Genomic DNA, 26,164 nt, shown 5'->3' with positions numbered 1-26,164 from the left:
GTGTCGGCCGACGCCTCGGCCATGGCCGCGCGGTACAGCTCGAAGTGGCTGGTAAAGCCGCCGGAGGCGAAGGCGTCCCCGAGCCAGAAGTTGTAGCTGCCGGCGACCTCGTTGGCGATGTCGGAGAACGTCGCCGTGCCCTTGTCGGCCGCGACCACCAGGTAGGTGTCGTCCTCGTCGTGCCGGACCACGTCCTGCGGGGGCACGACCTCGCCGGCCACCATGTTGTCGGTGATGTCGAGCAGCGCGGAGATGAACGTCTTGTAGCTGGCGATGCCCTCCGCGAGCCACGCGTCCCGGTCCTTGGCCGGGTCCGGCAGCTGCTTGGCGACGAAGCCGCCCTTGGCGCCGACCGGCACGATGACGGTGTTCTTCACCATCTGCGCCTTGACCAGGCCGAGGATCTCGGTGCGGAAGTCCTCACGCCGGTCGGACCAGCGCAGACCGCCGCGCGCGACCTTGCCGAAGCGCAGGTGCACACCTTCGACACGCGGCGAGTACACCCAGATCTCGAACGCCGGGCGGGGCGCCGGGAGGTCGGGGATGGCCTGCGGGTCGAACTTCATGGACACGTAGGAGTGCGGCTTGCCGACCGCCGTCTCCTGGAAGAAGTTGGTGCGCAGCGTCGCCTTGATGACGGTCAGGAAGGAGCGCAGGATGCGGTCCTCGTCGAGGCTCGCCACCTGGTCGAGGGCCGCGTCCAGCTCTTCGAGGAGGGCGTCGACGATCTCCAGGCCGGCCTTCTGCCGGTCCGGCGACATCCGCGCCTCGAACAGGGAGACGAGCAGCCGGGTGGTGTGGACGTTGTGGCGGAGCGTGGTCTCCATGTAGTCCTGGCTGAACGTGGAGCCGGCCTGCCGCAGGTACTTGGCGTACGCCCGCAGGACCATCGCCTGCCGCCAGGTCAGCCCGGCGCTCAGCACCAGCGCGTTGAACCCGTCGTTCTCCGCCTGGCCGGTCCAGGTCGCCGCGAACGCCTCCTGGAACCTCTCCCGGCCGTCGTCGCCCAGGTAGTCGCCGCTCGCGGCACCCGAGGACTTCGGCATGCGCAGCCCGAAGTCGTAGATCCACGCGGTGGTCCGGTCCGAGCAGCGCAGCTCGTACGGCCGCTCGTCGATCACCTCGACACCGAGCGTGTTGAGGACCGGCAGCACCGCGGACAGGGAGATCGCCGCGCCCTTGCGGTAGATCTTGAAGCGGCGCTCGCCGGGGGCGGCGCCCACCGGCTCGTAGAGGCTGAGGGCGCAGTCGTTGCCCGTCTCCTCGGTGAGCCGCTCCAGGTGGACGAGGTCGGCGACCGCCGCGCGCGGGGTGTGGTCGGCCTTGTAGCCCTCGGGGAACGAGTTGGTGTACCTGCGCTGCAGCTCGGCCGCGCGCTCCTCGCCGAGCTCCGCGTTGAGCGCCTCGGCGAAGCCGTCGGCCCAGGAGCGGGCCGCCTCGACCAGGCGGGCCTCGATGCGGTCCTTGTCGACGTCGGACAGCTCGGGCAGTCCGGTGCCCTGCGGGACGCGGACCACGAAGTGCAGCCGGGACAGGATCGACTCGGTGTTCCAGGCCGTGAAGTCGACGCTGGTACCGCCGAGTTCCTCCTTGAGGATGTCGATGATGCGCAGCCGGACGCCGGTGGTGTAGCGGTCGCGGGGCAGGTAGACGAGGGCCGAGTAGTAGCGGCCGTACTCGTCCTGGCGCAGGTAGAGACGGAGCCGGCGGCGTTCCTGGAGGTAGAGGACGCTCGTGACGATCGACTCCAGCTCCGCGACCGGAGTCTGGAACATGTCGTCGCGCGGGTAGGTCTCCATGATCTGGAGCAGGTCGCGGCCGTCGTGGCTGTTGGGCGAGAACCCGGCCCGCTCCAGGACCGCGTCGACCTTGCGGCGGATGACCGGCACCCGGCGCACCGACTCGGTGTACGCGGCGGACGAGAACAGCCCCAGGAAGCGCCGCTCACCGACCACGTTGCCGTCGGCGTCGAACTTCTTGACGCCGACGTAGTCCAGGTACGACGGCCGGTGCACGGTCGCCCGGCTGTTCGCCTTGGTCAGGACGAGGAGCTTGTGCTCGCGGGCCTTGGCGCGCGCGTCGGCCGGGAGCCGCTCGAAGGACGGGCTGACGGGGTGGCCCTCGTCGACGGCGTGGTGCGGGTCGGAGCGCAGGATGCCGAGGCCGGTGCCGGGCACGGCGGCCAGGGAGTCGTCCTCGCGCAGCTGGTACTCGCGGAAGCCCAGGAAGGTGAAGTGGTCGGCGGCCAGCCAGCGCAGCAGCTCGCGGGCCTCCTCGACCTCGGGGCGCGGCAGGTCGGCGGGGACCGGCTCGTCACCGAGCTGCTCGGCGACCCGGGCGGCGCACTCCCGCATCTTCTCCCAGTCCTCGACGGCCTCACGGACGTCGGACAGGACGCGCAGCAGGTCGGCGGTGATCTGCTTGAGGTCGGCGCGGTCGGTCTCGCGGTCGATCTCGACGTGGATCCACGACTCGAAGTGCGTGTCGTGCGGCAGGTCCTCGCCGGCGACCGGGGTGGGCAGCACCTCGATCAGCTTGCCGGTGAGGTCGCGGCGGACGACGAACTGGGGGTGGATGACGACGTGGATCCCGCGCCCCTGCCGGGTCAGCTCGTTGGTGACCGAGTCGACGAGGAAGGGCATGTCGTCGGTGACGACCTCCACCACGGTGTGGCTGCAGGTCCACCCGTTCTCCTCGACGGTCGGGGTGTGGACCCGGACGTTGGCGGTGCCCTGCGGGCGGGTCTCGGCGAGACGGTAGTGCGAGACGGCGGCGCCGAAGACGTCGACCGGGTCGCGGTCGGCCAGGTCCTCCGGTGCGGTGTGCAGGTAGTAGCGCTGGAGGAACGTGAGGACGGACTCCTGGTCCACCTCTCCCGTGGTCCCGGTCGGTAGGTGGCCCCCGGCCGGGCTGTTCTCAGCTACCCGGGCGGCCCGATCGAGCAGCTCGGCCTTGGCTTCGTCCAGCTTGGTCTGCATTGTCCTCTGGCTCCTGTCGCGCGCCATTGCGTGACGTAGAAGGAAGTACGGGCTCTTCCCCCTGCGGCTCGACGCCACGGCCGGGGTCTCCGGTCTGCTTCGACGCTATGCCGCAGGGTGAGACGAGCGGGGGGTATTCGGCCATTCTCGACGGGCCCCGAGGGTGTGACGTCGCTCTCGGCGCCACCACTGCCAGGGCCGTCATCGACGCCCTCCGCCCGAGAAGACCAGCGACCGCCACCCGGTCACGGAGTTGTTCCGTGCTCACCGGGCGCAGGGCAGGGGCGTCGGCGCCCCCGCGAACTATCGCGCTGATCACGCCACCAGGCTATCGCCCATGACCGGGGGCCCGTCATGAGCCGTATGTGTACAAAACAGGGGGTGCAAGTTTGACGTTCTGCACAGCGACGACCGCCCACGCAGGCAATACCGCGGTAAAACGGCGCCCCCTGAGCCTCCGGCTCACGCCGCGAGTCTCTCCGCCTCCTCGACCGCCTCCGCCAGCGAGTCCACCACCGGCACGCCGGCCTCCTCAAGGCTCGCCCGGCCGTGTGACCCCCCGGTGTACAGCACGGCCTTCGCGCCCGCCGCCCGCGCGGCCACCGCGTCGTCCGCCGCGTCCCCGATCACCACGGTCCGGCCGGGCGCCACCTCCTCCAGCTGCCGCAGGTGCCGCACCATGTGCTCGGCCTTGCTGCCCCCGGACGGGCCGATCCGCCCCTCCACCCGCAGGAAGTGCGGCTCGATGCCGAACCCGCGCACCAGCGGCACGAGTTCGTCGTGCACGTACATGCTCAGCAGCGACTGACTGTGCCCCACCGCACGCCACCCGGCCAGCAGCTCGGCCGCCCCCTCGGTCAGCCCGCACCGGCCTCGGTGCTCGGCGTAGTACCGGTGGAAGATCTCGTCCATGACCTCCCACTCGGACTGCGTCGGCAACCGCCCCATCAGCCGCTCGTAGAACTTCGGCACCGGCACGCAGTACAGCGCCCGGTACTGCTCCAGCGTGATCGGCGCCAGGCCCAGCTCGGCCGAGGCCGCGTTCGTCGCCCCGATGATCGCGTCGTTGTCGTGGAACAGGGTCCCGTTCCAGTCCCAGACGATGTGTGCGCGTTCGTGCTTCCCCATGCCGAAAAAGCTACCCGCCGTCACTGACAAGGAAGCGGTTCCCGTGGGTGTCAGCGGTTCCCGTGGGTGTCAGCGGTTCCCGTGGGTGTCAGCCGAGTCCCACCAGGTGGGGGATCTCCTGCGTGGCGTACCAGAGCAGTTCGTGGTCCTCGGCCCCGTCCACCACGAACTGCGCGTCGTCGTCCCCGCCGTCCGCGGCCGGCAGCGCTCCGGCCGCCGCGGTCACGTCCTCCTGCGCGTCGTCGGAGTCGACGTGCACGGCGGCCGCCTTGGTCAGCGCCACCGTCGTGGCCACCCGCACCTCGCCCAGGGCCGCCGGGTCGAGGCCACGGTCCGGGTCGGCCGCCGCCGCGCCGTCGGGTACGTCCACGGCGACCACGACCCGGCGCCGCGGCGCGTCCGGGGCGGCGGCCAGCAGCCGCAGGGAGGCCAGCGCGGCGCGGTTGAGCGCGGCGTACTCCAGTTCCTCCAGGTCGTCGGAGAGGTACCACTCGCGCAGGGCGGGCGTGACGGCGTAGGCGACGAACGGACCGGTCCCCAGCTCGCCCGTCTTGTACGCCTCGGCGAGCGCGGGGAGGGTCAGGGGGACGTAGACGCGCATGCTGGCCGCTCTCTCTGGACGCTTCGACTCTGCCGGTGCCGCTGCCCCGAAAGCCGTCCGGCCTTCTGGAGCCCCCCGAAGACCGCCAGGCCCTGCGGAGGGTCTCCCGAAAGACCGCCGCGTCTTTCGGAGGAGGCCTCCCGAAGACCGCCAGGCCTTCCGAAGGCACCTCCCGAGGATCGCCGGAGCTTCCGGGGAGGGCCTTCAGGATACGTGCGGGCGTCCCCTTTCGGGTCCCGGGTGGTGACTCCGCAGGCGTCCACCCGGCGCCCCTCGATTCACCCGGTCCCGCCGCCTGCCCGGCGGGTTTTCCCCACCCGCGACCACTCGGATAGGTGATTTTCCCGGGCCCCCGACACGGGCCGCCCTCGCCTTGCCGCCGCCGTCCCGGCCCCCGTACAAGATCCCCAACCTCAAGTTACCGCCTGGTACCAGCCGGGCCGCCGAACGGGGACCCCCCATGAACAAGGTCATGACCAGGACCGCCCAGCCCCGCCCCACCGCCACCCGCCCGCCCGGCCGCCGCGATTCCCGCCGCCCCGGCGCCCCCGCGTCCCGCAGGCCGCTCAGCCCACCGGCGACCCCGGCCGGCCCACGGCCCACCGACCTCTTCGCGGAGCGTCTGCTGGCCGTCCTGAGCGGCCGCCGTCCGGTCCACTGGATGCTCCGGCACACCGCGGGCCCCGCCTACGACGACCTGGCCCGCCTCGCCGAACACGGCCCCCTGCGCACCCGCGGGACCGACCCCGTCGTCCGCGACATCGGCTACTTCGTCCCCCGCACCGGCGCCCTGGAAGTCTTCGCCCGCATCGCGGCAGGCGACCAGCTCCGCGCCATGGCCTTCCGCCTGGAACAGGGCCCCGACCTCCGCTGGCGCTGCACCGCAGTGGAACTGGGCGGCCCCCGCCCGCCCCGGGCCGACTGAGAAGCGAGGACCAGCACCAAGCCGCACCGACGTCGGGGACCGCACGGGACCCGGGGCCCGCGGGCCCCGGACGGCCCCGCCCACCGCGGGACGGCCGCAAGCGCCGCAGACAGCAGACCGGCCAAGGGGCAGCTCGGGACCGGGACCGGGACCGGGACGGTCGCGGCCGTGTCGAGGCGGCCAAGGGGGCGTGGCGGGCAGGCCATGCAGGCGTCCCAGGTCCGGGCGGGACCGCACCGGGGCCGCACGCCCGCCACCGGACCGCCGAGAGGCCGCTGGAAAGCAGGCCGGTGTGCCGGGATCGTGCGGGCCGGGGGCGGGCGGCGCTCGGGCCGGTGCCGCGCCTTGTGGGCGCCTCGGCCGGTTTGCCGCCCGGGCGGGGCGGGGCCGTGGGCCTGCGTCACGGGAACGCGGCGGTGCGCCTCTCCCGGGCGTCGGCGCGCGGCACATGCCGAAGGGCCGGCCCTCCCCATCGGGATGGCCGGCCCCAGTGAAGCGCTGTCGGCGCCGTCACTTCCTGCGGCGGCTGCCCTTCGCCTGCTTGCGGCGCTCCGCGCGGGTCAGGCCGTCGGCCTCGGAACGGGCCGGCTTCTCGTCGTCGTAGTCGAAGTCACCCTCGACGAGGCCGCCCTCACCGTCCACGGTGGCCGCGGAGAAGTGCATGCCCCGCCGCTGCGGCGCCTCCAGGCCCTTGGCACGGATCTCGGGACGCGAGGAACCCGCCTGCGCCGGCACCGCGTCCTGGACACCTTCCGCGGCCGCCCCGGTGTCCTCGACCGGGACCTCCTCGACCTGCTGCTCGACCTGGACCTCCAGGTTGAACAGGTAGCCGACGGACTCCTCCTTGATGCCGTCCATCATCGCGGTGAACATGTCGAAGCCCTCGCGCTGGTACTCGACCAGCGGGTCCTTCTGGGCCATCGCGCGCAGGCCGATGCCCTCCTGGAGGTAGTCCATCTCGTAGAGGTGCTCGCGCCACTTGCGGTCCAGGACCGACAGCACGACCCGGCGCTCCAGTTCACGCATGATCTCGGAGCCGAGCTGCGTCTCACGCGAGGCGTACTGCTCGTGGATGTCGTCCTTGATGGACTCGGAGATGTACTCGGCGGTCAGGCCCGCACGGTCGCCGGCCGCCTCCTCCAGCTCCTCGATGGTGACCTTCACCGGGTAGAGCTGCTTGAAGGCGCCCCACAGCCGGTCGAGATCCCAGTCCTCCGGGAAGCCCTCGGCGGTCTCCGCACCGACGTACGCGTCGATCGTGTCGTCCATGAAGTGCTGGATCTGCTCCTGCAGGTCCTCGCCCTCCAGGACCCGGCGGCGCTCGCCGTAGATGACCTCGCGCTGCCGGTTGAGCACCTCGTCGTACTTCAGGACGTTCTTACGGGTCTCGAAGTTCTGCTGCTCGACCTGCGACTGCGCCGACGCGATCGCGCGGGTGACCATCTTGTTCTCGATCGGCACGTCGTCCGGCACGTTCGCCATGGACATCACGCGCTCGACCATCTGGGCCTTGAACAGGCGCATCAGGTCGTCGCCGAGGGAGAGGTAGAAGCGGGACTCGCCGGGGTCGCCCTGACGGCCGCTGCGGCCGCGCAGCTGGTTGTCGATCCGGCGGGACTCGTGCCGTTCGGTACCGAGGACGTAGAGCCCGCCGAGGTCCTTGACCTCCTCGAACTCCGCCTTCACCGCCTGCTGGGCCTTCTCCAGGGCGGCGGGCAGCGCGGCCGCCCACTCCTCGATGTGCTCCTCGGGGTCGAGGCCGCGCTGGCGCAGCTCCGCCTCGGCGAGGTCCTCGGGGTTGCCGCCGAGCTTGATGTCGGTACCACGGCCGGCCATGTTGGTGGCCACCGTCACGGCGCCCCGGCGGCCGGCCTGCGCCACGATCGACGCCTCCCGCTCGTGGTGCTTGGCGTTGAGCACCTCGTGCTGGATACCGCGCTTGGAGAGCTGCTGCGAGAGGTACTCCGACTTCTCGACGGAGGTCGTGCCGACCAGGATCGGCTGACCCTTCTCGTGCTTCTCCGCGATGTCGTCGACGACCGCCTCGAACTTGGCGACCTCGGTGCGGTAGATCAGGTCCGACTGGTCCTTGCGGACCATCGGCCTGTTCGTCGGGATCGGCACCACGCCGAGCTTGTAGATCTGGTGGAACTCGGCGGCCTCGGTCATGGCCGTACCGGTCATGCCGGACAGGCCGGGCTGTTCCTTGCCGTTGTGGTCGTGGCGCTTGTAGAGGCGGAAGAAGTTCTGCAGGGTGATCGTGGCGAGGGTCTGGTTCTCGTCCTTGATGTCCACCCCTTCCTTCGCCTCGATCGCCTGGTGCATGCCCTCGTTGTAGCGGCGGCCGGCGAGGATACGGCCGGTGTGCTCGTCGACGATCATGACCTCGCCGTCCATGACGACGTAGTCCTTGTCCTTCTTGAAGAGCTCCTTCGCCTTGATGGCGTTGTTCAGGTAGCCCACCAGAGGGGTGTTCACCGACTCGTAGAGGTTGTCGATGCCCAGCCAGTCCTCGACCTTGGAGACACCGGACTCGTGGATGGCGACCGTGCGCTTCTTCTCGTCGACCTCGTAGTCGCCGGTCTCCTCGATGCCCTTGAGCGGGTTGCCGGCCTCGCCCTTCTTCAGGCGCAGGACCAGCTTGGCGAAGTCGCCGTACCACTTGGTGGCCTGGTCGGCCGGGCCGGAGATGATCAGCGGCGTACGGGCCTCGTCGACCAGGATGGAGTCGACCTCGTCGACGATGGCGAAGTTGTGGCCGCGCTGGACCAGTTCGTCCTGGGCCCACGCCATGTTGTCGCGCAGGTAGTCGAAGCCGAACTCGTTGTTCGTGCCGTAGGTGATGTCGGCGGCGTACTGCTCACGGCGCTGGGCCGGCGTCATGTTGGCCAGGATGCAGCCGACGGTCAGGCCGAGGAACTTGTGGACGCGGCCCATCATCTCGGAGTCGCGCTCGGCCAGGTAGTCGTTGACCGTGATGAGGTGCACGCCCTTGCCGGCCAACGCGTTCAGGTACGCGGGCAGGGTGCCGACGAGGGTCTTGCCCTCACCGGTCTTCATCTCGGCCACGTAGCCGAGGTGGAGGGCCGCGCCGCCCATGATCTGCACGTCGTAGTGGCGCTGGCCGAGGACGCGCTTGGCGGCCTCGCGGACGGTCGCGAACGCCTCGGGGAGCAGGTCGTCGAGGCTCTCGCCGTCTTCGTAGCGCTGCTTGTACTCATCGGTGAGGGCCCGCAGCTCGGCGTCGGAGAGGTCGACGAAGTCCTCTTCGATGGAGTTGACCTGGTCCGCGATGCGGTGCAGCTTGCGCAGGATCTTGCCTTCGCCTGCACGCATGATCTTCGAGAGGACGGACACGGGGGTTTGTCTCCTTGCCGGTCGGGCCTGGGACGGTCGGTTTCCATGTGACTTACTGAGCAACGGCCATCGTATGCGAGGACCCGGGCGCGCCGGGAGGCCTGGCGGCCCGACGACCGTCGGCTGCTTTTCCGATTCATACGGGACAACGGCCGGGGTGCGCAGATAGTGCCGCGCCGGACCGAGGAATTGCGCGAAATGTGATCACCCGGTCACGGAGCGCGAAAGAGATGGCGGCCCGGGCGCCGGGCCGAGCAGAATCAGCCGATGGAACCCGTCACGCTCACCACCCCTCGGCTGCTGCTGCGCGCGGTCGGCCCGCACGACACCGACGCGGTGTACGCGGCCGTCCAGGATCCCGACATCCAGCGCTGGACGACGATTCCCTCCCCCTACCTCCCGGAGCACGCCCGCGGCTTCACGGAGCAGATGGTCCCCGACGGCTGGTCCGACGGCTCGATGTTCACCTTCGGGGTCTTCCTCCCCACCAAGGGGCTGGCCGGGATGCTCGCGCTCACCATGCGCTCGCTGGGGACGGCCGAGGTGGGCTTCTGGGCCGCGCAGGAACACCGTGGCCGCGGTTACGTCACCGAGGCCACCCTCACCGTCGCCCGCTGGGCCTTCACCGAGATGGCGATCGACCGGGTCGAATGGCGTGCCGAGGTCGGCAACCACCCCTCCCGCGCGGTCGCGGAACGCGCGGGTTTCACCATGGAGGGCACCCTCCGCTCCTGCCTCAACAACAAGGGCGTGCGACGCGACTGCTGGGTGGGCTCCCTGCTCCCCTCGGACCTGGGCCTGCCGTCGGCCGCGCCCTACCTCCCCGCCCCTTCACGGGACTGAATCCGCAGCTCGCGCCGGACTGTCAGTGGCACCCTCTAGGGTCCGGGACATGACGACCCTTCCGCGCCCCGCCGCCCTCTCGGCGGACGAAGCCCGCCGTATCGCCCTGAAGGCACAGGGCTTCCTCGGCGCCCCCGACCGCCGCTCGGGCGTCCGGGGCGTGCTCCGCCACCTCGGCGCGGTCCAGCTCGACACCATCTCGGTTCTCGCCCGCTCCCACGAGCTCATCCCGTACGCCCGCCTCGGCCGCGTGGGCCGCAAGGCGGTGGAGGCCGCCTACTGGCAGGACACCCATGCCTTCGAGTACTGGTCGCACGCGGCCTGCATCCTCCCCATCGAGGAATGGCCGCACTTCGCGTTCCGCCGCCGCGCCTACCGTGACCGGCCGCACTGGAACCACGACCTCCCCGACGGGGTCTACGACCAGGTCATCAAGCAGCTGCGTTCCGAAGGCCCGCTGACCGCGACCGAGTTGGGCGGTGCGAAGAGGACCAGCGAGTGGTGGGACTGGTCCGGCACCAAGGTCGCCGTGGAGCGCGCGCTGATGTACGGCGAGGTGGTGTGTGTCGAGCGACGCGGCTGGAAGCGGGTGTACGACCTGGCCGAGCGCGCGGTCCCGCAGGAGTTGCTGCACGACGACCTGGACGACGCCGAGTGCCTGCGCCGCCTGGTGCGGCTGGCCGGGCAGTCGCTGGGGGTCGGCACGCGCGCGGACATCGCCGACTACCACCGGCTGAAGGGTGAGCAGGTCGACGCGGTGATCGCCGACTCGGGGCTGGTCCCGGTGGAGGTGGAGGGCTGGGGGAAGCCCGCCTGGGCCGACCCCGCGGTGCTGGCCGCACCCCTGCGCGGCCGGCACCGTACGACGCTGCTCTCCCCGTTCGACTCCCTGATCTGGGACCGGGCGCGCACGGAGCGGATCTTCGGCTTCACCCACCGGCTGGAGGCCTACGTACCGAAGCCGAAGCGGGTGCACGGCTACTACGCGATGCCGGTGCTGGCCGGCGGCCGTCTGGTGGGCCGGGTGGATCCGGCCCGCGAGGCCGGCGGGGTCCTGGTGGCCCGCCAGGTCACGCTGGACGGCCCGAAGGCGGTCCCGGCGGTCGCGGAGGCGCTGGTGGAGGCGGCGAGCTGGGTGGACTGCACGACGGTGCGTGTGGAGCGCGTGGACGCTCCCGAGCTGCGCGAGCCGCTGGTCCGGGAGGTGACCCGCTTCCTGATCGCCGCGCTGCGCTGACGGCTGCCGGTCTCCGCTGCCTCAGCGGATCTCCAGGATCTTCTCCCGCATCGCGTAGACCACTGCCTCCATCCTGGAGTGCAACTGCAGTTTCTCCAGGATGTTGCGCACGTGGTTCTTCACGGTGTTCTCGGAGATGAACAACTCCTTCGCGATGTCGCGGTTGTTCATCCCCGTGGCGACGAGCTTGAGCACCTCGAGTTCACGGTCGGTGAGCCGCGGCGCCGGCACCAGTCGGCGCTCGTCGGTGCGCTGGATCATCGACTTGAACTCGGTGAGGAGTTTCGACGCCATGGACGGGCTGATCTGCGACTGTCCGTCGGCCACCGCGCGAATGGCGGTGGCCACCTCGTCGGTGGAGATCTCCTTGAGGAGATAACCGGTCGCGCCCGCCTTGATCGCTTCGTAGAGGTCGGCCTCCTCGTCGCTGATCGTCAGCATGATGATCTTCGCGCTGGGTGCGACCTCCTTGATCGAGGTGCAGGCTTCGATACCCCCGCGCTTGGGCATGCGGACGTCCATCAGCACGATGTCGGGCAGCAGGTCGGCGGCCTTGTCGACGGCTTCGGCGCCGTCGCCCGCCTCCCCGACCACCTGGATGTCCTCCTCGGCGGCGAGCACGATCTCCAGGCCACGGCGGAAGAGGGCGTGGTCGTCCACGACAAGGACTCTGATCGGTTCCTTGCGTGGAGTGCCGCCCGCGTCCGGGCCCATGCCGACGACGCCGTCGCGGGCATCCCCGTCCTGCATCGGTCCGAAGCTTTCCGCCATCGTTCCTCCCCCTGAAGGCTGTGGCCTGTGGTGCTGTGCCATCGCCAACCCAAGGCAGCGGCCCACCGGTTGGACCACTGCGGCCATGATTCCATGCCGGGCCGACAACGCGGTGCCAGAGCGGGGCGCGAAGTGGTCGCACACCGGTGCCCCCGGGGCGCACACGCGCTTCCGGGGGCACAGGCTCAGCTGCCTGCCGGGCGCGTCAGCCGCCCAGCGTGCCTCCCGCCGCCGGGGGTTGCGCCTGGGTGACCATGGGGTCGGTGCTGAGGTGGATGACGCCGTAGTCGTACGCGTGCCGCCGGTAGACGACGCTCGGCTCCTTGGACTCGGAGTCGATGAACAGGTAGAAGTCGTGTCCGACCAGTTCCATCTCGTAGAGGGCCTGGTCGAGGCTCATCGGGGAGGCGACGTGGGTCTTCTCGCGGACGATCAGGGGGCCTTCGCCCTGGATCTCCAGCGAGCCGATCTTCTTGGTGGGGACGCCGTCCGTCTCGTCCGACGGGACGGGGCTGCCGTTCCCGTTGAGTGTCGCCGCGCCCGGAACGTGGTCGGGGACCTCGGCCGCCGAGATCCGCCGCGCGCCACGGCGCGAGAACCGCTTGTCGTGCTGCTTGCGCAGCCGCGCGTCCAACTTCTCCGCCGCCAGGTCGAGCGCCGCGTACGGGTCACTGGCCGCTGCCTCCGCCCGGATCACCGGACCGCGGGAGCGGAGCGTGATCTCCACTCGGTCGCAACGGTCGGCCTGTCGGGGGTTGGGCTCCTTGGAGACCTCGACGTCGAGGCTGATCACCTTGCCGTCGAGCTTCTGGATCTTCTCCAGCTTCAGCTTCTCGGCCACGTGCTTGCGGAACCGCTCGGGCACCTCGGTCTTGCGGCCCTTGACGACGATGTCCACGCAGAACTCCGTTCCCGGATCGCTCCGCTCCACTGGCGGAGCATCTCCCTTTTTGCACCCGACTCCGGTGAACCCCGGAGCCTCGGACTCGGCGACTTCACCTCCTCCTCCCCCATGGGCAAGATCTACACCCCGGCACCGCGATGATTACGGAAAACCCGCGGCACGGCATTCGGATATGAGAGGCATGGCCTGCGGCTTTCTCCCTCACAACCGAACATATCTCGCCCGGACGGATGTCGTCACCCTCTACTGATGCGTACCTCCATTCAGGTGAATTGGTCCCGTCACTACCTGCAACGATGCTCGTTCCCAGTCAGTTCCGGTTCATTTCGAAAGAATCTGGTGCGGCCGCGATCACGGCCGCACGGACCGGCCCCGCGAGGGCGTTCCCTCGGGCCTTTCCCGGTGCGTCCCGTGTCCACTTCGATGGTTCTTCTCCCGATCCGGCCGTCCGTTCCTCCCTTCCTTCCCAGGTCGCGCGCCGATACACAGCCGTTGTCGTCTCTCCTGCCCCATCAGGCGCTGTCGCCTGCCGTACCGCACGCGCCGCCTCCGTGAGAGTGGCGCCCGTGGTGACCAGATCATCGACGAGGACGACCCGGCCCCCGGCGAGCAACCGTGCACCGCTCCGCGTCACCTCCAGCGCGTCCGAGACGTTGGCCAGCCGCTGCCGGGAGTTGAGCCCCGACTGGTCGGCGACGGCCCGCCGGTGCCGCAGCACCGGTACCACCCGGGCCGGAACTCCGGTGCGCCGCAGTTCCGCGGCCGCCGCGAGGGCGATCCGCCGCACCGGATCGTGTCCCCGCGCCCGCACGGCCCACCGCGCCGAGGGCACCGGGACGAGCAGCACCGGCCCCGGGGCACGAGCCCCGTCCGGCCCCTCACCTGTCGGGGTAACCGCACCCTCCGCGGTACCCCTCCAGGAGGCGACGATCCGCACGGCCCGCGCCTCCCGCGACCCGGCCCGCACGGCTCCCGCCAGAGCCGCGCCCAGGGCCCCGGCCAGCGCCAGCGCGCCCCGCTCCTTGTGGGCGAGGAGAGCCGCCCGCACCGCGTCCGCGTAAGGCGCCGCCGCGTACACCGCCGGCAGCCCGGGCGGCTCCGGCACCGGTCGCACCCGGCGCGGCGCGGCCCCGCTCAGGGCGGCACGGCACTCCGTGCAGAGCACCGTGCGAGGCGCCCCGCAGCCTCCGCACTCGGCCGGGAGCACCAGGTCGGTGAGGTCCTGCCACCACCCCCGCATGTGTCCACTGTGCCCACACCCACCCGGACCGGCCACCCCTGTGGACAACCTCCTGTGGACAACTCCGTACGGCTGACCGGCCTCGCTCACCCGCGTGTACGGAAACGCAACTACAGGAGGCTCAGCCCGGGTAGACCGGCGCCGACCCGTCCTTGATCACCTTTTCCCACTGGTCCCCGGTCGGCAGCCGGACGATCCCGTCGTCCTGCGAGTCGGCCACCAGCGGCACCCGGTCGTCCTCGGACGCGGCGATCGCGAGGACACCCGTGAGGGCCGCCGGCGCCGGCCCGTCCGGCGTGGAACCGTCGACCTGGACGTAACGCGTCTGCTGCACGCCGCCCTGCTCCCGCCCCACCACCACGAGCCGGCTGTCACCGGCCCAGGACATCGCGGTGACCTCCTCGGAGCCGGGAGTGGCGGAGCGCAGTTCGAGGACCGAGACCTCCTGCTGGTCACCGGACCTGGTGCGCTCGATCCGCCCGACGTACAGCGACTGCTCGCCGTCCTTCTCCACGACAAGTGCGATCCGCGCCCCGTCGGCGGCGACCCGCACGTCCTTGATCCGGCCGTTCAGCTCGGGTACCTGCACCGTCAGCGGCTGCCCGACGCCCTTCGCCAGCATGTACAACCGCGGCTTGTCGGGGTCGCGGTCGGCCACCCACAGGTCACCCCGGGCGTCCCAGCTCGGCGGCGTCAGCCGGTCGTCGGCGGCCGCACCGTGGCTGGTCAGCACGGCATCGCCCAGCGAACCGTCCGACGCGAGCGAGGTGACGTACAGGGACCGGCCGTCGCCGGTGACCCCGGCCGCGGTCCGCTCGTCGCGGGCGACCGCCACCGACCGCAGCGGCTTGGTGCCCACACCGAACGGACCCGGCACCGCCACCGCACCGGTCCCGGTGCCGCCGGTCGGCATCCGCACCAGCCGGTGCTTGCTGTCGAGGAAGTACAGGTACTCGGGCCGTTTGGTGGAGGCGCGCCATGCGGTGGTCTCGGCCTGGTCCTCGTCGACGTCGCACATGTGGGCGCCGGTGACGGACTGCAGGGCGACCGAGTCCACGGTGGGCGTCAGGTTCCGCAGCGTGAACAGCAACTGGGTCGCCATCTCCGTGCACTTGGCCGCACCGATACGGGACGCCCGCACGTTCAGCGGCACGGTGAGCCGGTTCTGGTCGTCGGGCGCAAGCCCGGACACGCCCTTCTTCAGCGCCGTACCGGTCGGGAAACTCGACCGGACCACCGGGCCGAGCCAGGTGGTGGGACCGCTCAGCAGCGAACGCACCAGCTGGGTCGTCGGATCCACCCGGCTGCGTACGAAGACGGGGTCGGCGACCGCCACCGGCTGCCCGGTCTCCCCCGCCGAGGTGTCCGAGGCGAAGTAGTACTTGTCGACGGACGTGTAGGTGCGCTGGAAGTCCGACTTGCCCAGCACGACACCCTGCGGGAGCGCGTCGATCCGCCACTGACCGCTCTTGGCGTCCTTCGTCAGATGCACCGTCTTGCGGTACGCCCCGTCGGAGGGCGAGTACGCCTGCGCCGCGTCGACAGTCGCCACCCGGCTGCCCTGAAGCATGTAGGTGATGCTGTCCGCGTCGTCCTGGTCGGCCGGACGCCCGGCGGCCTGGATGCTCGGCCCGTTCGCCAGCACGGTCGCCTGCGACTCCGGCCGCCAGATCTTCGCCGCGGCCGTCGTCAGGTACTTGCGCGCCGTGTCGTAGTGCGGGTCGTCACTGGTCAGGGCCTCCAGGAAGCCCTGCACGATCTCGGTGGACGAGGCGTCCTGCTGCGGCGGCATGGCGAACACCCGCACCTGTGTGTCCTGTCGTGGCGTGGACTCGACATCCCGCAGGTCGCCGCTGTCCGGCATGGAGGCACAGCCCGCCAGCAGTACGACACCACAGGCTGCGTACGCCGCCACCGCGCGCACCGGTCTGCGTCGGGCGCCCCCCTCGCGGTCAGCGCCCACGAAATGCCTCCCCTGGCTTGTTCGAGTCGTCCGCCCGGCCGGCCTGGCCCACCTCGGACGCGCCCTCCTGACGTCGTGCGCCCTGCGTCGGCCGGGGCACCACGCGCGCGCCGTTGCCGGGCAGCGCGGTCGGGTCGGCGGTCGGCGCCACGGTGGCCGCCCGCTGCGTCATCGACGCGAGCGGTGACGGCTGGCCGCTGCCGGACTGCACCGGCACGGTCGCCCGCTTGTCCCCGCCGCCGCGCGGGCTACCGGCGCCGTCGACCCCCCGGTTGCGCCGGGAGTCCTTGGGCTCCAGCGGTATCGGCGAGCCCCGCAGCGGCTCGTCCGCGGTCCTCGGCAGGGTCAGCCGGAACTGCGATCCGCCGCCTGGCTCTCCCCAGGCCTGCAGCCAGCCGCCGTGCAGCCGCGCATCCTCCAGGGCGATCGAAAGACCGAGCCCCGTACCACCGGTGGTACGCGCGCGTGCCGGGTCCGCCCGCCAGAAGCGGCTGAAGACCCGGGTCGCCTCACCGGGCTTGAGCCCCACGCCGTAGTCGCGCACCGCGACCGCGACGGCGCCGCCGGCCGCGGCCAGCTTGACGACGACGTCCCTGCCCTCACCGTGCTCGACGGCGTTGACGACGAGGTTGCGCAGCACCCGCTCCACCCGTCGCGCGTCCGCCTCGGCCACCACCGGCTGCAGATCGCCGACCACACGTATGTGCGTGCCCTTGCGCTCCGCGAGCGGCTCGGCGCCGCTGACCACCCGCCGCACGACCTCCCTGAGGTCTATCGGCTCGGCCTCCAGCGCCGCCGCGCCCGCGTCGAAGCGGCTGATCTCCAGCAGGTCGGCGAGCAGCGACTCGAACCGGTCCAGCTGGTCGGCGAGCAGCTCCGCCGACCGCGCGGTGATCGGGTCGAAGTCCTCGCGCGCCTCGTGGATCACGTCGGCGGCCATCCGTACGGTCGTCAGCGGGGTACGCAGTTCGTGCGACACGTCCGACACGAACCGGCGCTGCATCCGCGACAGGTCCTCCAGCTGCTGGATCTTCAGCTGGAGGTTCTGCGCCATCTTGTTGAAGGCCTCGCCGAGCCGCGCGATGTCGTCCTCGCCGGTGACCTTCATCCGCTCCTGGAGCCGCCCCGCCGACAGCCGCTCGGCGATCCCGGCCGCCATCCGCACAGGCGTGACGACCTGCCGCACCACCAGCCAGGCGATGGCCCCGAGGAGTACGACGACGAAGAGCCCCGCGGTCGCGAGCGTGCCCTTGACCAGGCTGAGGGACTTCTCCTCCTGAGTGAGGGGGAAGAGGTAGTACAGCTCGTACGGGTTGTTGTTCGGGTCGGTGACCTGCTTGCCGATGACGAGAGCCGGCTGCGACTCCTTGTCGTCCGTGTACGTGATCCGCGTGTAGCTCTGCGCGGCAGTCATGCTGCCGTTGATCCGCGTGCGCAGGTCCGCGGGCACGCTGGCCGTCGGGTCGACGAACCCGGAGGCACGTGTGCGCCCGCCACCGCTGTTGTTGTCGCCCGCGGGCAGCGTCACCACGTCGAAGGCACCCTGTCCACCGCTGGACAGCGATTCCACGAGGTCGCTCATCCACGAGGTGAGGTTCTGCGACTGCCGTCCGTCCGCCGTGTCGGCGGTGTCGGCGGCGCCGGCCGCGGCCGCCTCGTCGGCCTTCTGCTTGGCCACCGCGAAGCCGCCGGTGGCCTGGGACTGCGAGGCCTTCACCTTGGCGTCCAGCAGGCCGTTGCGCACCTGGCCGATGACGACGAAGCCGAGCAGGAGAACGACGCCCAGCGACATCAGCAGGGTGGTGACGACGACCTTGAGCTGGATGTTGCGCCGCCACAGCCGCATGACCGGCAGCAGCGGCCGGCGCACCCAGCGGAGGAGCAGCCGCAGCACCGGGCTGCCCTGGACCCCGCCCTGGAGCAGGCCGCCCTCGAAGAGCAGCCGCAAGCGCGAGCCGGGCCGGTTTCCGCCGACAGGCCGCTCCGGGCGGTCCCCGGACCGGCCGGGGGCCGAAGCGGCACTGTCCTCGGACATGTCAGCTCGGTCCTGCCTTGTATCCGACGCCACGGACGGTCACCACGATCTCCGGCCGCTCCGGGTCCTTCTCGACCTTGGAGCGCAGCCGCTGGACGTGAACATTGACGAGCCGGGTGTCCGCCGCGTGCCGGTAGCCCCAGACCTGCTCCAGGAGCACCTCACGCGTGAACACCTGCCACGGCTTGCGGGCGAGCGCGACCAGCAGGTCGAACTCCAGCGGGGTCAGTGCGATCGACTGCCCGTCCCGCTTCACCGAGTGCCCGGCCACGTCGATGACCAGGTCACCTATGGTGAGCTGCTCGGGAGCCGGCTCCTCCGACCTCCGCAGCCTCGCCCGGATACGGGCGACCAGCTCCTTCGGCTTGAACGGCTTCACGATGTAGTCGTCCGCGCCCGACTCCAGGCCCACGACCACGTCGACGGTGTCGCTCTTCGCCGTGAGCATCACGATCGGCACCCCGGACTCCGCCCGGATCAGACGGCACACCTCGATGCCGTCCCGACCGGGCAGCATCAGGTCCAGCAGCACCAGATCCGGCTTGGTCTCACGGAAAGCGGCCAGCGCCTTGTCACCGTCGGCTACGAAAGACGGCTCAAAACCTTCACCACGCAGCACGATGCCGAGCATCTCGGCCAGTGCGCTGTCGTCGTCGACGACAAGGACTCGTCCCTTCATAAACGACATCATCCCATTCTCATAACAGTGAAGGTTGCGCAGGTGACCAGGGTCACCGGCCAGTGACCATAGTCGCAGGGAACCGTCACTGTCTGCCCCCGGTCCACCGAGGTCGATGTCAGTAAGGGATGCCGGCACCCGCCCGCACGTCGACCACTACGCCTGGCCGATCAGCACGCCGACAGCGCACAGGGCCACTGCAAGCCACAGCAGACCCATCTCACGGCTCCGGCCGGAAGCGCGCCGCTCGAGCTCCCGCGCACTCAGCAACCCACCGCAGAGCAGCAGAGCGCCGGCCACCACACGTCTGATCAACCCATGTCCTCACTGACTCGTGGTCATCCGGCGCGACCTGGCGCACAGCTCGGCAAGCGCCTCGGCTGTGACGGGCGAAACGGCGCCTTCCTCGGTGACGATGGCCGTCACCAGCTCGGGCGGCGTCACGTCGAACGCCGGGTTGTACGCCTGGGTCCCCAACGGTGCCACCGGAATCCCGCCTCCCGCTCCCGTCACGGGCACCTGCGGCGCTGTGACCTCGGTCACCTCGTACCCGGGGCGCTGTTCGACCTCGATGGCCGCCCCGTCCGGCGTCCCGGGATCAACCGTCGTCAACGGCGCCACCACGATGAACGGCACATGGTGGTACCGCGCGAGCACCGCGAGCGGATAACTCCCCACCTTGTTCGCCACCGAACCGTCGGCCGCGATCCGGTCCGCCCCTATCAGCACCGCGTCCACCTCCCCCGCCGCGAACAGCGAACCGGCCGCGTTGTCGGTGAGCAAGGTGTACGCCATACCGCTGCGAGCCGCCTCGTACGCCGTCAGACGGGCGCCCTGCAGCAACGGACGCGTCTCGTCCACCCACAGCCGCCGCAGCCGCCCCGCCCGATGCGCCCGCAGAGCCACCGCGAACGCCGTGCCCTCCCCTCCCGACACCAGCGCACCGGTGTTGCAGTGGGTCAGGATCCGATGCCCCCCGCCGGGCAACAACTCGTCCAGCAGCGCCAGCCCGTGCTCGGCCATCCGGCCGCTGGCCTCGGCGTCCTCCTGGTGCAGCGCCCGCGCCGCAGCCAGCGCAGCCGTGGCCGCCGCCCCCAGATCGCCCTCCGCGGCAAGCACGGACCGGTACGCCGACGCGGCCCTGCGCACCCCCACCGACAGGTTCACGGCGGTCGGCCGGGCGCCCTCCAGCGCCGCCGCCGCCTCCTCCACGTCGAAGCCCCGCGCGGCGGCGAGCGCGACGCCGTACGCCCCCGCGATCCCGAGCAGCGGAGCTCCCCGCACCGAAAGCGAACGGATCGCCTCCACCAGCGCCGGTGCGTCCGTGCACACCAGCTCGACCTCCTCCGCCGGCAGTCTGGTCTGGTCGAGAAGGACCACCACGGGCCCCTCGGGCGGCTCCTCCCACCGGATCACAGGTGTTCCCGCCGGCCGTTTGCCCTCGCCGATTTGCGCGTACTGATCAGCCATGCGGTCAGTCTTCCCCATATCCCGCGGACAATTGGAGGTGCGCAGCCACTACCGCGGCAGGTCACTGGGCGACCACCCCATGGCACGATGGCAGCCAACCTGCCACCGCGACCGCGGACGGGCACCGTGAAGGAGCTTCGATGAACGACACTCCGGGCTGGGCCTCGCCCGGATCCGACCCGTCCGACGGGCGGGAACCCGGCGCGTCCGCCCCTGCCGACCGCCCCGTCCCCGCAGGGCCCGCCGAACAGCCTGCCGACCAGCCGGTCACGGACCCGCAAGGCCCCGGTTCGAAGTGGTCCAGGGAACAGCCACCGCCCGGCCAGTGGTCCGCGCCCACCGGCCCCCCGGCACCGGGCCAGGCACCACCGCCCCCACCGCCCCCCGGCTCCGGCTGGGGCGGCCGGCCCCCCAGCGGCTACGGAGGCTACGGCGGCCCCACCCCTCCCGGCGGCCCGGGCGGCTACGGCCCCCCCGGCGGATACGGAGCCTGGGGCGGCGGCTGGGGCGGCCCCCCACCCGCCGCCAAGCCCGGCGTGATCCCGCTCCGCCCACTCGGCGTGGGCGAGATCCTCGACGGCGCCGTCTCCACCATGCGCACCTACTGGCGCACCGTCCTCGGTATCTCGCTCACGGTCGCCGTGGTCACCGAGGTCGCGGTGATCCTCCTGCAGGGCCTCGTCCTGAACGACACACAGACCACCGACGCCCTCAACGACCCGAACGCCTCCTTCAGCGAGGTGAGCCGCGCCGCGGCCGGCGTCATGGTCAGCTCCGGCGCCGTCCTGCTGATCACCCTGGTCGGCACCATCATCGCGACGGCCCTGCTGACCACCGTCACCAGCCGCGCCGTACTCGGCAGGTCCGTGACCATCGGCGAGGCCTGGCGCGACGCCCGCCCGCAGGTCCTCAAACTGTTCGGACTCATCGTCCTGCTGGGACTCATCGCGGTCGGCGTCCTGCTCGCCGGCGCACTGCCCGGCATCGTCGTCGCCATCGCCGGCGGCCCCGGCGGCGCCATCGCGGCCCTGCTCGGACTCGGCATCCTCGCGGGCGCCGTCGTCGCCGGGTGGCTGGTGATCCGCTTCTCCCTGGCCTCGCCCACCCTCATGCTGGAGAAGCAGGGCATCACCAAGTCCCTGAGCCGCTCCGCCAAGCTCGTCCGCGGCTCCTGGTGGCGGGTCTTCGGCATCCAGTTCCTGGCCGGCATCATCGCCAACATCGTCTCGTCGCTCGCCGTGATCCCCTTCGCCCTCCTCGGAGCCGTCGTCAGCGGCAACGGCTTCTCCGGGTTCCTCGAGAGCACCAGCGCCAACACCGGCTGGACCTTCCTCGTCATCAGCGGCATCGGCTCGGTGATCGGCTCGATGCTCACCTTCCCGATCAACGCCGGCGTCACCGTGCTCCTCTACATCGACCAGCGCATCCGCCGCGAGGCCCTCGACCTCGAACTGGCCCGCGCCTCCGGTGTCGAGACCCACGGCACCGCCACCCCCGGCGCCGTCCCAGGGAGCTGATGCGGTGAACGGGACGGGGGGAGTCCTCACAGCGGTACCGGCAGCCCTGACGTCGCTGACCGGTTCGGGCGACGAGCCACCCGTGACCATCCCGCGCGACCCCGCGCGCGAGGCGGCACGGCACGAACTGTCCAAACGGATGTACCACGAGAACGACCCCGGGCTGCTGCAGCGCGCACTGAACGCGGTCTTCCACTGGATCGACCGCCTGCTCTCCGCCGCCGCGTCCGCGACACCCGGAGGCGCACTGGGCCTGGTCATCGTGATCCTCGCCGTCCTCGCCGTCCTGGGCGCCCTGTGGTGGCGCCTGGGCACCCCCCGCCCCCAGCCCGCCTCCGGCGCCACCCTGTTCGACGACCGTCCCCGCAGTGCCGCCGAACACCGCGCGGCGGCCGAGGCCCACGCCGCCCAGGGCCACTGGAGCCAGGCCCTCCAGGAACGCATGCGCGCCGTCGTCCGCGCCCTCGAAGAACGCGCCCTGCTCGACGTCCGCCCGGGCCGCACCGCCGACGAGGCAGCCGCCGAAGCCGGCCGCACGCTGCCCGCCCACACCGACCGGCTGCGCTCCGCCGCCCGCGAGTTCGACGACGTGACGTACGGCGGACGCCGGGCGAACCAGGCGTCGTACGAACGCATCGCCGAACTCGACCGCGACCTGGAACGCACCAGGCCGATACTCACCGGCAGCACCCCCAGCACGGCCCACGACGTCCGCCGGGGAGCCGCGCAATGACCACCGGTGCGGCCCACGGGGTGGCCGCTTCCCCGACCACCTCCACCGCGCCCAGCAGCCGCCAGGTGTGGACCCGGACCCGAGGCATCGTCCTCGCCGTGGTGCTGCTGCTCGCCGGTGCGGTCGCCATCGCCGTCATCCGCTCGGACACCAGGCACGGCGCCCTCGACCCGCGCTCCGCGGACCCCTCCGGCAGCCGCGCCGTCGCCGAACTCCTCGCCGACCGGGGTGTGTCCACCCGCGTGGTGACCACCCTCGCCGAAGCCCGCGCGGCGACCGGCCCCGACACCACGCTGCTCGTCGCCGTCCCCGACCTGCTGACACCGCGCCAGCAGACCGGACTGCGGGCGGCGACCGGCGCGTCGGGCGGCCGCACCGTCCTGGTCGCCGCAGGCAGCTCGTCCGTCGAACGACTCGCCCCAGGCGTCACCGCCGACCCCGCCACCAGCTCCAGGTCCACCCTCGAACCGCACTGCGACCTGGCCGAAGCCCGCCGCGCGGGAAGCGCCGACACCGGGGGCATCCGCTACACCACCACCCACCTCGACGCCGACTCCTGCTACCCCAGCCAGCGCCTGGCCACGCTGATCCGCGTCCCCGCCGCCTCCGGAGGCGGCGACACCGTCGTCCTCGGCTCGCCCGACATCCTGCTCAACGACCACCTCGACAAACAGGGCAACGCCTCGCTCGCCCTCCAGCTCCTCGGCTCCCGCCCCCATCTGGTCTGGTACCTCCCCTCGCTCTCCGACACCTCCGCCACTGGCACGGGCGACCAGAAAAGCCTGTTCGACCTGCTCCCCTCCGGATGGCTCTGGGGCACTCTCCAGCTCTTCATCGCCGCGGGCCTCGCCGCCTTCTGGCGCGCACGCCGACTCGGCCCCCTGGTGCCCGAGAAACTCCCCGTGGCGATCCGCGCCTCCGAAACGGTCGAAGGCCGCGCCCGCCTCTACCGCAAGGCCGACGCCCGCGACCGCGCGGCCGCCGCTCTTCGCTCCACCACTCGCACCCGCCTCGCCCCCCTTGTAGGCGTCCCCGTCTCCCAGGCCCACGCGCCCGAGGCCCTGCTCCCCGCCCTCTCCGCCCACCTGCACGGCGACGGACAGGCCCTGCACCCCCTGCTCTTCGGACCGCCGCCCGGCGACGGCACTGCCCTCGTCGCCCTCACCGACCAGCTCGACGCCCTCGAAAGAGAGGTACGCCGTCCATGATGGACCCGACCACTGACAACGCCGGGATCACCGGGAACCCGGCCGACGCCCGGGCCGCCCTGGAGGCCCTGCGCGCCGAGATCGCGAAAGCCGTGGTCGGCCAGGACCCCGCCGTGACCGGCCTCGTCGTCGCTCTCCTCTGCCGCGGACACGTTCTCCTTGAAGGAGTCCCCGGAGTCGCCAAAACGTTGCTCGTCCGCGCCCTCGCCTCCGCCCTCGAACTGGAGACCAAACGCGTCCAGTTCACCCCCGACCTCATGCCGAGCGACGTCACGGGCTCCCTCGTCTACGACACCCGCAGCGCCGAGTTCTCCTTCCAGCCCGGCCCGGTCTTCACCAACCTCCTCCTCGCCGACGAGATCAACCGCACCCCGCCCAAAACCCAGTCGTCCCTCCTCGAAGCCATGGAGGAACGCCAGGTCACGGTGGACGGCACGCCCCGCCCGCTGCCCGACCCCTTCCTGGTCGCCGCCACCCAGAACCCCGTCGAGTACGAGGGCACCTATCCCCTTCCCGAAGCCCAACTCGACCGCTTCCTCCTCAAGCTGACGATCCCGCTCCCCTCCCGCCAGGACGAGATCGCCGTCCTCACCCGCCACGCCGAGGGCTTCAACCCGCGCGACCTGCGCGCCGCCGGCGTACGCCCCGTGGCAGGCCCCGCCGCCCTCGAAGCCGCCCGGGCTGCGGTCGCCAAGACCGCCGTGTCCCCCGAGATCACCGCCTATGTGGTGGACATCTGCCGCGCCACCCGGGAGTCACCGTCCCTCACCCTCGGCGTCTCCCCACGCGGCGCGACCGCCCTGCTGGCCACGTCACGCGCGTGGGCGTGGCTGACCGGCCGCGACTACGTCATCCCCGACGACGTCAAGGCCCTCGCCCTGCCCACCCTCCGCCACCGGGTCCAACTCCGCCCCGAGGCCGAGATGGAGGGCGTGACCGCCGACTCCGTCATCAACGCGATCCTCGCCCACGTCCCGGTCCCCCGCTGATGCCCCTCACCGGACGGGCCGCCCTGGTCGCGGCCATCGGATCGATTCCCGTCGGCCTGTGGGGACCCGGTTGGACAGGGATCCTCGCGGTCGACGGCACCCTGGCTCTGGCCTGCGCCTGCGACTTCGCCCTCGCGGCTCCCGTACGGCGCCTCGTGCTGAGCCGCTCCGGCGACACCTCGGCCCGCCTCGGCGAGACCGCGGACGTCACCCTGACGATCACCAACCCTTCCCGGCGCCCGCTCCGGGCCCGCCTCCGGGACGGCTGGCCGCCCAGCAGCTGGCAACCCGGCACGGAGGTCGAGGCCTCACGCCACCGCCTGGCCGTCCCCCCGGGCGAACGCCGACGCGTCACCACCCGCCTGCGCCCCACCCGCCGCGGCGACCGCCAGACGGACCGCGTCACGATCCGCTCCTACGGCCCCCTGGGTCTGTTCTCCCGCCAGAGCGGCCACAAGGTGCCCTGGACCGTACGGGTTCTCCCCCCGTTCACCAGCCGCAAGCATCTCCCGTCGAAACTCGCCCGATTGCGTGAACTCGACGGCCGGACCAGCGTCCTGACCCGAGGCGAGGGCACGGAGTTCGACAGCCTGCGCGAGTACGTCCCGGGCGACGACACCCGTTCCATCGACTGGCGGGCCACGGCACGGCAGTCAGCGGTGGCGGTACGCACGTGGCGTCCCGAGCGCGACCGGCACATCCTGCTGGTTCTCGACACCGGACGCACCTCGGCCGGCCGGGTCGGCGACGCTCCGCGCCTGGACGCCTCGATGGACGCGGCGCTTCTCCTGGCCGCCCTCGCCTCTCGCGCCGGCGACCGCGTGGATCTGCTGGCCTACGACCGCCGAGTCCGCGCTCTCGTCCAGGGCCGCGCGGCGGGCGATGTGCTTCCTTCCCTGGTGAACGCGATGGCCACGCTCGAACCGGAGCTCGTCGAAACGGACGCCCGGGGTCTCACCGCGACGGCGCTCCGTACGGCTCCCCGACGCTCACTGGTCGTTCTGCTCACGACGCTCGACGCCGCCCCGGTGGAAGAGGGTCTGCTTCCCGTACTCGCCCAGCTGACCCAACGCCACACCGTGCTCCTCGCTTCCGTGGCCGACCCGCACATTGCCCGGATGGCCACGGCTCGTGGAGACACCGACGCGGTGTACGAGGCAGCCGCAGCCGCCCAGGCCCAGAGCGAACGGCACCGGACCGCGGAGCAGCTCCGTCGGCACGGGGTGACCGTCGTGGACGCGACACCCGACGATCTCGCCCCCGCACTGGCGGACGCCTACCTGGCTCTGAAGGCGGCGGGACGACTCTGAACACTGGTCGTAGGCCCTGCCGGGCGGGGCCTCCCGTACCCAGAACGCAGAAGACCCATAACGCAGAAAACCCCCGCATCCACGGATGCGGGGGTTTTCCCAATATTTGTTCGGCGGCGTCCTACTCTCCCACAGGGTCCCCCCTGCAGTACCATCGGCGCTGTGAGGCTTAGCTTCCGGGTTCGGAATGTAACCGGGCGTTTCCCTCACGCTATGACCACCGAAACACTATGAAACTGTTCAGCCGCACCACGCCGTGACCGGACGTGGGGCTGT

General features: G+C 71.3%; 19 protein-coding genes and 1 rRNA gene. 8 read left to right on the top strand and 12 right to left on the bottom strand.

The genetic code is table 11. The features are described from left to right. The 3 genes from ABZ646_RS12275 to ABZ646_RS12265 all read right to left on the bottom strand — a co-directional run. The coding region (locus ABZ646_RS12275) for an NAD-glutamate dehydrogenase domain-containing protein (RefSeq protein ID WP_360516584.1) at positions 1 to 2,978 on the bottom strand (2,978 nt) is incomplete at its 3' end. Between the two features lie 462 nt (positions 2,979 to 3,440). Beyond that, positions 3,441 to 4,106, bottom strand: a complete 666-nt coding sequence (locus ABZ646_RS12270) for an HAD family hydrolase (RefSeq protein ID WP_360516581.1) — start codon at positions 4,104 to 4,106, stop codon at positions 3,441 to 3,443. A gap of 88 nt (positions 4,107 to 4,194) precedes the next feature. Next, positions 4,195 to 4,707, bottom strand: coding sequence for a hypothetical protein (locus tag ABZ646_RS12265; protein ID WP_360516578.1), 513 nt, complete (start codon positions 4,705 to 4,707; stop codon positions 4,195 to 4,197). 460 nt (positions 4,708 to 5,167) lie between these two features. Between ABZ646_RS12265 and ABZ646_RS12260 the strand changes: the two genes are divergently transcribed. Continuing rightward, positions 5,168 to 5,632, top strand: a complete 465-nt coding sequence (locus tag ABZ646_RS12260) for an Rv3235 family protein (protein WP_360516575.1) — start codon at positions 5,168 to 5,170, stop codon at positions 5,630 to 5,632. Between the two features lie 510 nt (positions 5,633 to 6,142). Here the strand turns inward: ABZ646_RS12260 and secA are convergent. Beyond that, a complete protein-coding gene (gene secA, locus ABZ646_RS12255) occupies positions 6,143 to 8,989 on the bottom strand; it encodes a preprotein translocase subunit SecA (RefSeq protein ID WP_360516573.1) in 2,847 nt (948 codons plus the stop codon). A gap of 267 nt (positions 8,990 to 9,256) precedes the next feature. Here secA and ABZ646_RS12250 point away from each other — a divergent pair, with 267 nt between their 5' ends. Further along, entirely contained in the window at positions 9,257 to 9,832 is a 576-nt protein-coding gene (locus ABZ646_RS12250) for a GNAT family N-acetyltransferase (protein ID WP_360516570.1), read from the top strand. Between the two features lie 49 nt (positions 9,833 to 9,881). Then, positions 9,882 to 11,069, top strand: a complete 1,188-nt coding sequence (locus tag ABZ646_RS12245) for a crosslink repair DNA glycosylase YcaQ family protein (RefSeq protein ID WP_360516567.1) — start codon at positions 9,882 to 9,884, stop codon at positions 11,067 to 11,069. Between the two features lie 21 nt (positions 11,070 to 11,090). On the opposite strand, the gene ABZ646_RS12240 is transcribed toward ABZ646_RS12245, so the two are convergent. The 7 genes from ABZ646_RS12240 to mtnA form a co-directional block, all read right to left on the bottom strand. Next, complete coding sequence (locus tag ABZ646_RS12240; RefSeq protein ID WP_360516564.1) at positions 11,091 to 11,840, bottom strand: response regulator transcription factor; 750 nt, start codon at positions 11,838 to 11,840, stop codon at positions 11,091 to 11,093. Between the two features lie 205 nt (positions 11,841 to 12,045). Continuing rightward, a complete protein-coding gene (gene raiA / locus ABZ646_RS12235) occupies positions 12,046 to 12,738 on the bottom strand; it encodes a ribosome-associated translation inhibitor RaiA (protein ID WP_360516561.1) in 693 nt (230 codons plus the stop codon). 316 nt (positions 12,739 to 13,054) lie between these two features. After that, positions 13,055 to 13,984: a phosphoribosyltransferase family protein gene (locus tag ABZ646_RS12230; protein ID WP_360516558.1), complete on the bottom strand. Its 930-nt coding sequence runs from the start codon at positions 13,982 to 13,984 to the stop codon at positions 13,055 to 13,057. A 121-nt stretch (positions 13,985 to 14,105) separates the two neighbouring features. After that, entirely contained in the window at positions 14,106 to 15,947 is a 1,842-nt protein-coding gene (locus ABZ646_RS12225; protein WP_360516555.1) for an LpqB family beta-propeller domain-containing protein, read from the bottom strand. Beyond that, positions 15,937 to 17,982 (bottom strand): MtrAB system histidine kinase MtrB, encoded by a 2,046-nt coding sequence (gene mtrB, locus ABZ646_RS12220; protein ID WP_360516552.1) that lies wholly within the window; start codon positions 17,980 to 17,982, stop codon positions 15,937 to 15,939. The genes ABZ646_RS12225 and mtrB overlap by 11 nt, the downstream gene beginning before the upstream one ends. Before the next feature lies 1 nt (position 17,983). Then, positions 17,984 to 18,673 (bottom strand): two-component system response regulator MtrA, encoded by a 690-nt coding sequence (gene mtrA / locus ABZ646_RS12215; RefSeq protein ID WP_207921802.1) that lies wholly within the window; start codon positions 18,671 to 18,673, stop codon positions 17,984 to 17,986. A 312-nt stretch (positions 18,674 to 18,985) separates the two neighbouring features. Continuing rightward, the gene (gene mtnA, locus ABZ646_RS12210) at positions 18,986 to 20,131 is read right to left on the bottom strand and encodes an S-methyl-5-thioribose-1-phosphate isomerase (RefSeq protein ID WP_360516549.1); all 1,146 of its coding nucleotides are present in this window, start codon (positions 20,129 to 20,131) and stop codon (positions 18,986 to 18,988) included. Positions 20,132 to 20,271: 140 nt separating this feature from the next. Here mtnA and ABZ646_RS12205 point away from each other — a divergent pair, with 140 nt between their 5' ends. The 5 genes from ABZ646_RS12205 to ABZ646_RS12185 are packed head-to-tail and all read left to right on the top strand — an operon-like array spanning position 20,272 to position 25,888. Further along, entirely contained in the window at positions 20,272 to 21,648 is a 1,377-nt protein-coding gene (locus tag ABZ646_RS12205) for a hypothetical protein (protein ID WP_360516546.1), read from the top strand. Positions 21,649 to 21,652: 4 nt separating this feature from the next. After that, positions 21,653 to 22,381 (top strand): DUF4129 domain-containing protein, encoded by a 729-nt coding sequence (locus tag ABZ646_RS12200; protein ID WP_360516543.1) that lies wholly within the window; start codon positions 21,653 to 21,655, stop codon positions 22,379 to 22,381. Next, on the top strand, positions 22,378 to 23,589 hold the full coding sequence (locus ABZ646_RS12195) for a DUF4350 domain-containing protein (RefSeq protein ID WP_360516540.1): 1,212 nt from the start codon (positions 22,378 to 22,380) through the stop codon (positions 23,587 to 23,589). Before ABZ646_RS12200 ends, ABZ646_RS12195 begins: the two co-directional genes overlap by 4 nt. Next, a complete protein-coding gene (locus tag ABZ646_RS12190; protein WP_360516586.1) occupies positions 23,589 to 24,578 on the top strand; it encodes a MoxR family ATPase in 990 nt (329 codons plus the stop codon). Before ABZ646_RS12195 ends, ABZ646_RS12190 begins: the two co-directional genes overlap by 1 nt. Further along, positions 24,578 to 25,888 carry a DUF58 domain-containing protein gene (locus tag ABZ646_RS12185; protein WP_360516537.1) on the top strand — a complete coding sequence of 437 codons (1,311 nt, stop codon included), beginning with the start codon at positions 24,578 to 24,580 and terminating at the stop codon, positions 25,886 to 25,888. The genes ABZ646_RS12190 and ABZ646_RS12185 overlap by 1 nt, the downstream gene beginning before the upstream one ends. Positions 25,889 to 25,996: 108 nt before the next feature. Here ABZ646_RS12185 and rrf read toward each other — a convergent pair. Continuing rightward, positions 25,997 to 26,113 (bottom strand): 5S ribosomal RNA (rrf, locus tag ABZ646_RS12180). Between the last annotated feature and the right edge of the window lie 51 nt (positions 26,114 to 26,164).

This window comes from Streptomyces sp. NPDC007162 (assembly GCF_040634175.1).
In the GTDB taxonomy this organism is placed as follows: Bacteria; Actinomycetota; Actinomycetes; order Streptomycetales; family Streptomycetaceae; genus Streptomyces.
The sequence above is the reverse complement of the archived record's forward strand: the minus strand, read 5'-3'. Positions and strand labels throughout refer to the sequence as shown.

Excerpts from the sequence above, each read along its gene's own strand:
- ABZ646_RS12270 (WP_360516581.1), bottom strand. The coding sequence starts at position 4,106 with ATGGGGAAGCACGAACGCGCACACATCGTCTGGGACTGGAACGGGACC.
- ABZ646_RS12265 (WP_360516578.1), bottom strand. The coding sequence starts at position 4,707 with ATGCGCGTCTACGTCCCCCTGACCCTCCCCGCGCTCGCCGAGGCGTAC.
- ABZ646_RS12260 (WP_360516575.1), top strand. The coding sequence starts at position 5,168 with ATGAACAAGGTCATGACCAGGACCGCCCAGCCCCGCCCCACCGCCACC.
- ABZ646_RS12250 (WP_360516570.1), top strand. The coding sequence starts at position 9,257 with ATGGAACCCGTCACGCTCACCACCCCTCGGCTGCTGCTGCGCGCGGTC.
- ABZ646_RS12245 (WP_360516567.1), top strand. The coding sequence starts at position 9,882 with ATGACGACCCTTCCGCGCCCCGCCGCCCTCTCGGCGGACGAAGCCCGC.
- ABZ646_RS12240 (WP_360516564.1), bottom strand. The coding sequence starts at position 11,840 with ATGGCGGAAAGCTTCGGACCGATGCAGGACGGGGATGCCCGCGACGGC.
- ABZ646_RS12230 (WP_360516558.1), bottom strand. The coding sequence starts at position 13,984 with ATGCGGGGGTGGTGGCAGGACCTCACCGACCTGGTGCTCCCGGCCGAG.
- mtrB (WP_360516552.1), bottom strand. The coding sequence starts at position 17,982 with ATGTCCGAGGACAGTGCCGCTTCGGCCCCCGGCCGGTCCGGGGACCGC.
- mtrA (WP_207921802.1), bottom strand. The coding sequence starts at position 18,673 with ATGATGTCGTTTATGAAGGGACGAGTCCTTGTCGTCGACGACGACAGC.
- mtnA (WP_360516549.1), bottom strand. The coding sequence starts at position 20,131 with ATGGCTGATCAGTACGCGCAAATCGGCGAGGGCAAACGGCCGGCGGGA.
- ABZ646_RS12205 (WP_360516546.1), top strand. The coding sequence starts at position 20,272 with ATGAACGACACTCCGGGCTGGGCCTCGCCCGGATCCGACCCGTCCGAC.
- ABZ646_RS12195 (WP_360516540.1), top strand. The coding sequence starts at position 22,378 with ATGACCACCGGTGCGGCCCACGGGGTGGCCGCTTCCCCGACCACCTCC.
- ABZ646_RS12190 (WP_360516586.1), top strand. The coding sequence starts at position 23,589 with ATGGACCCGACCACTGACAACGCCGGGATCACCGGGAACCCGGCCGAC.
- ABZ646_RS12185 (WP_360516537.1), top strand. The coding sequence starts at position 24,578 with ATGCCCCTCACCGGACGGGCCGCCCTGGTCGCGGCCATCGGATCGATT.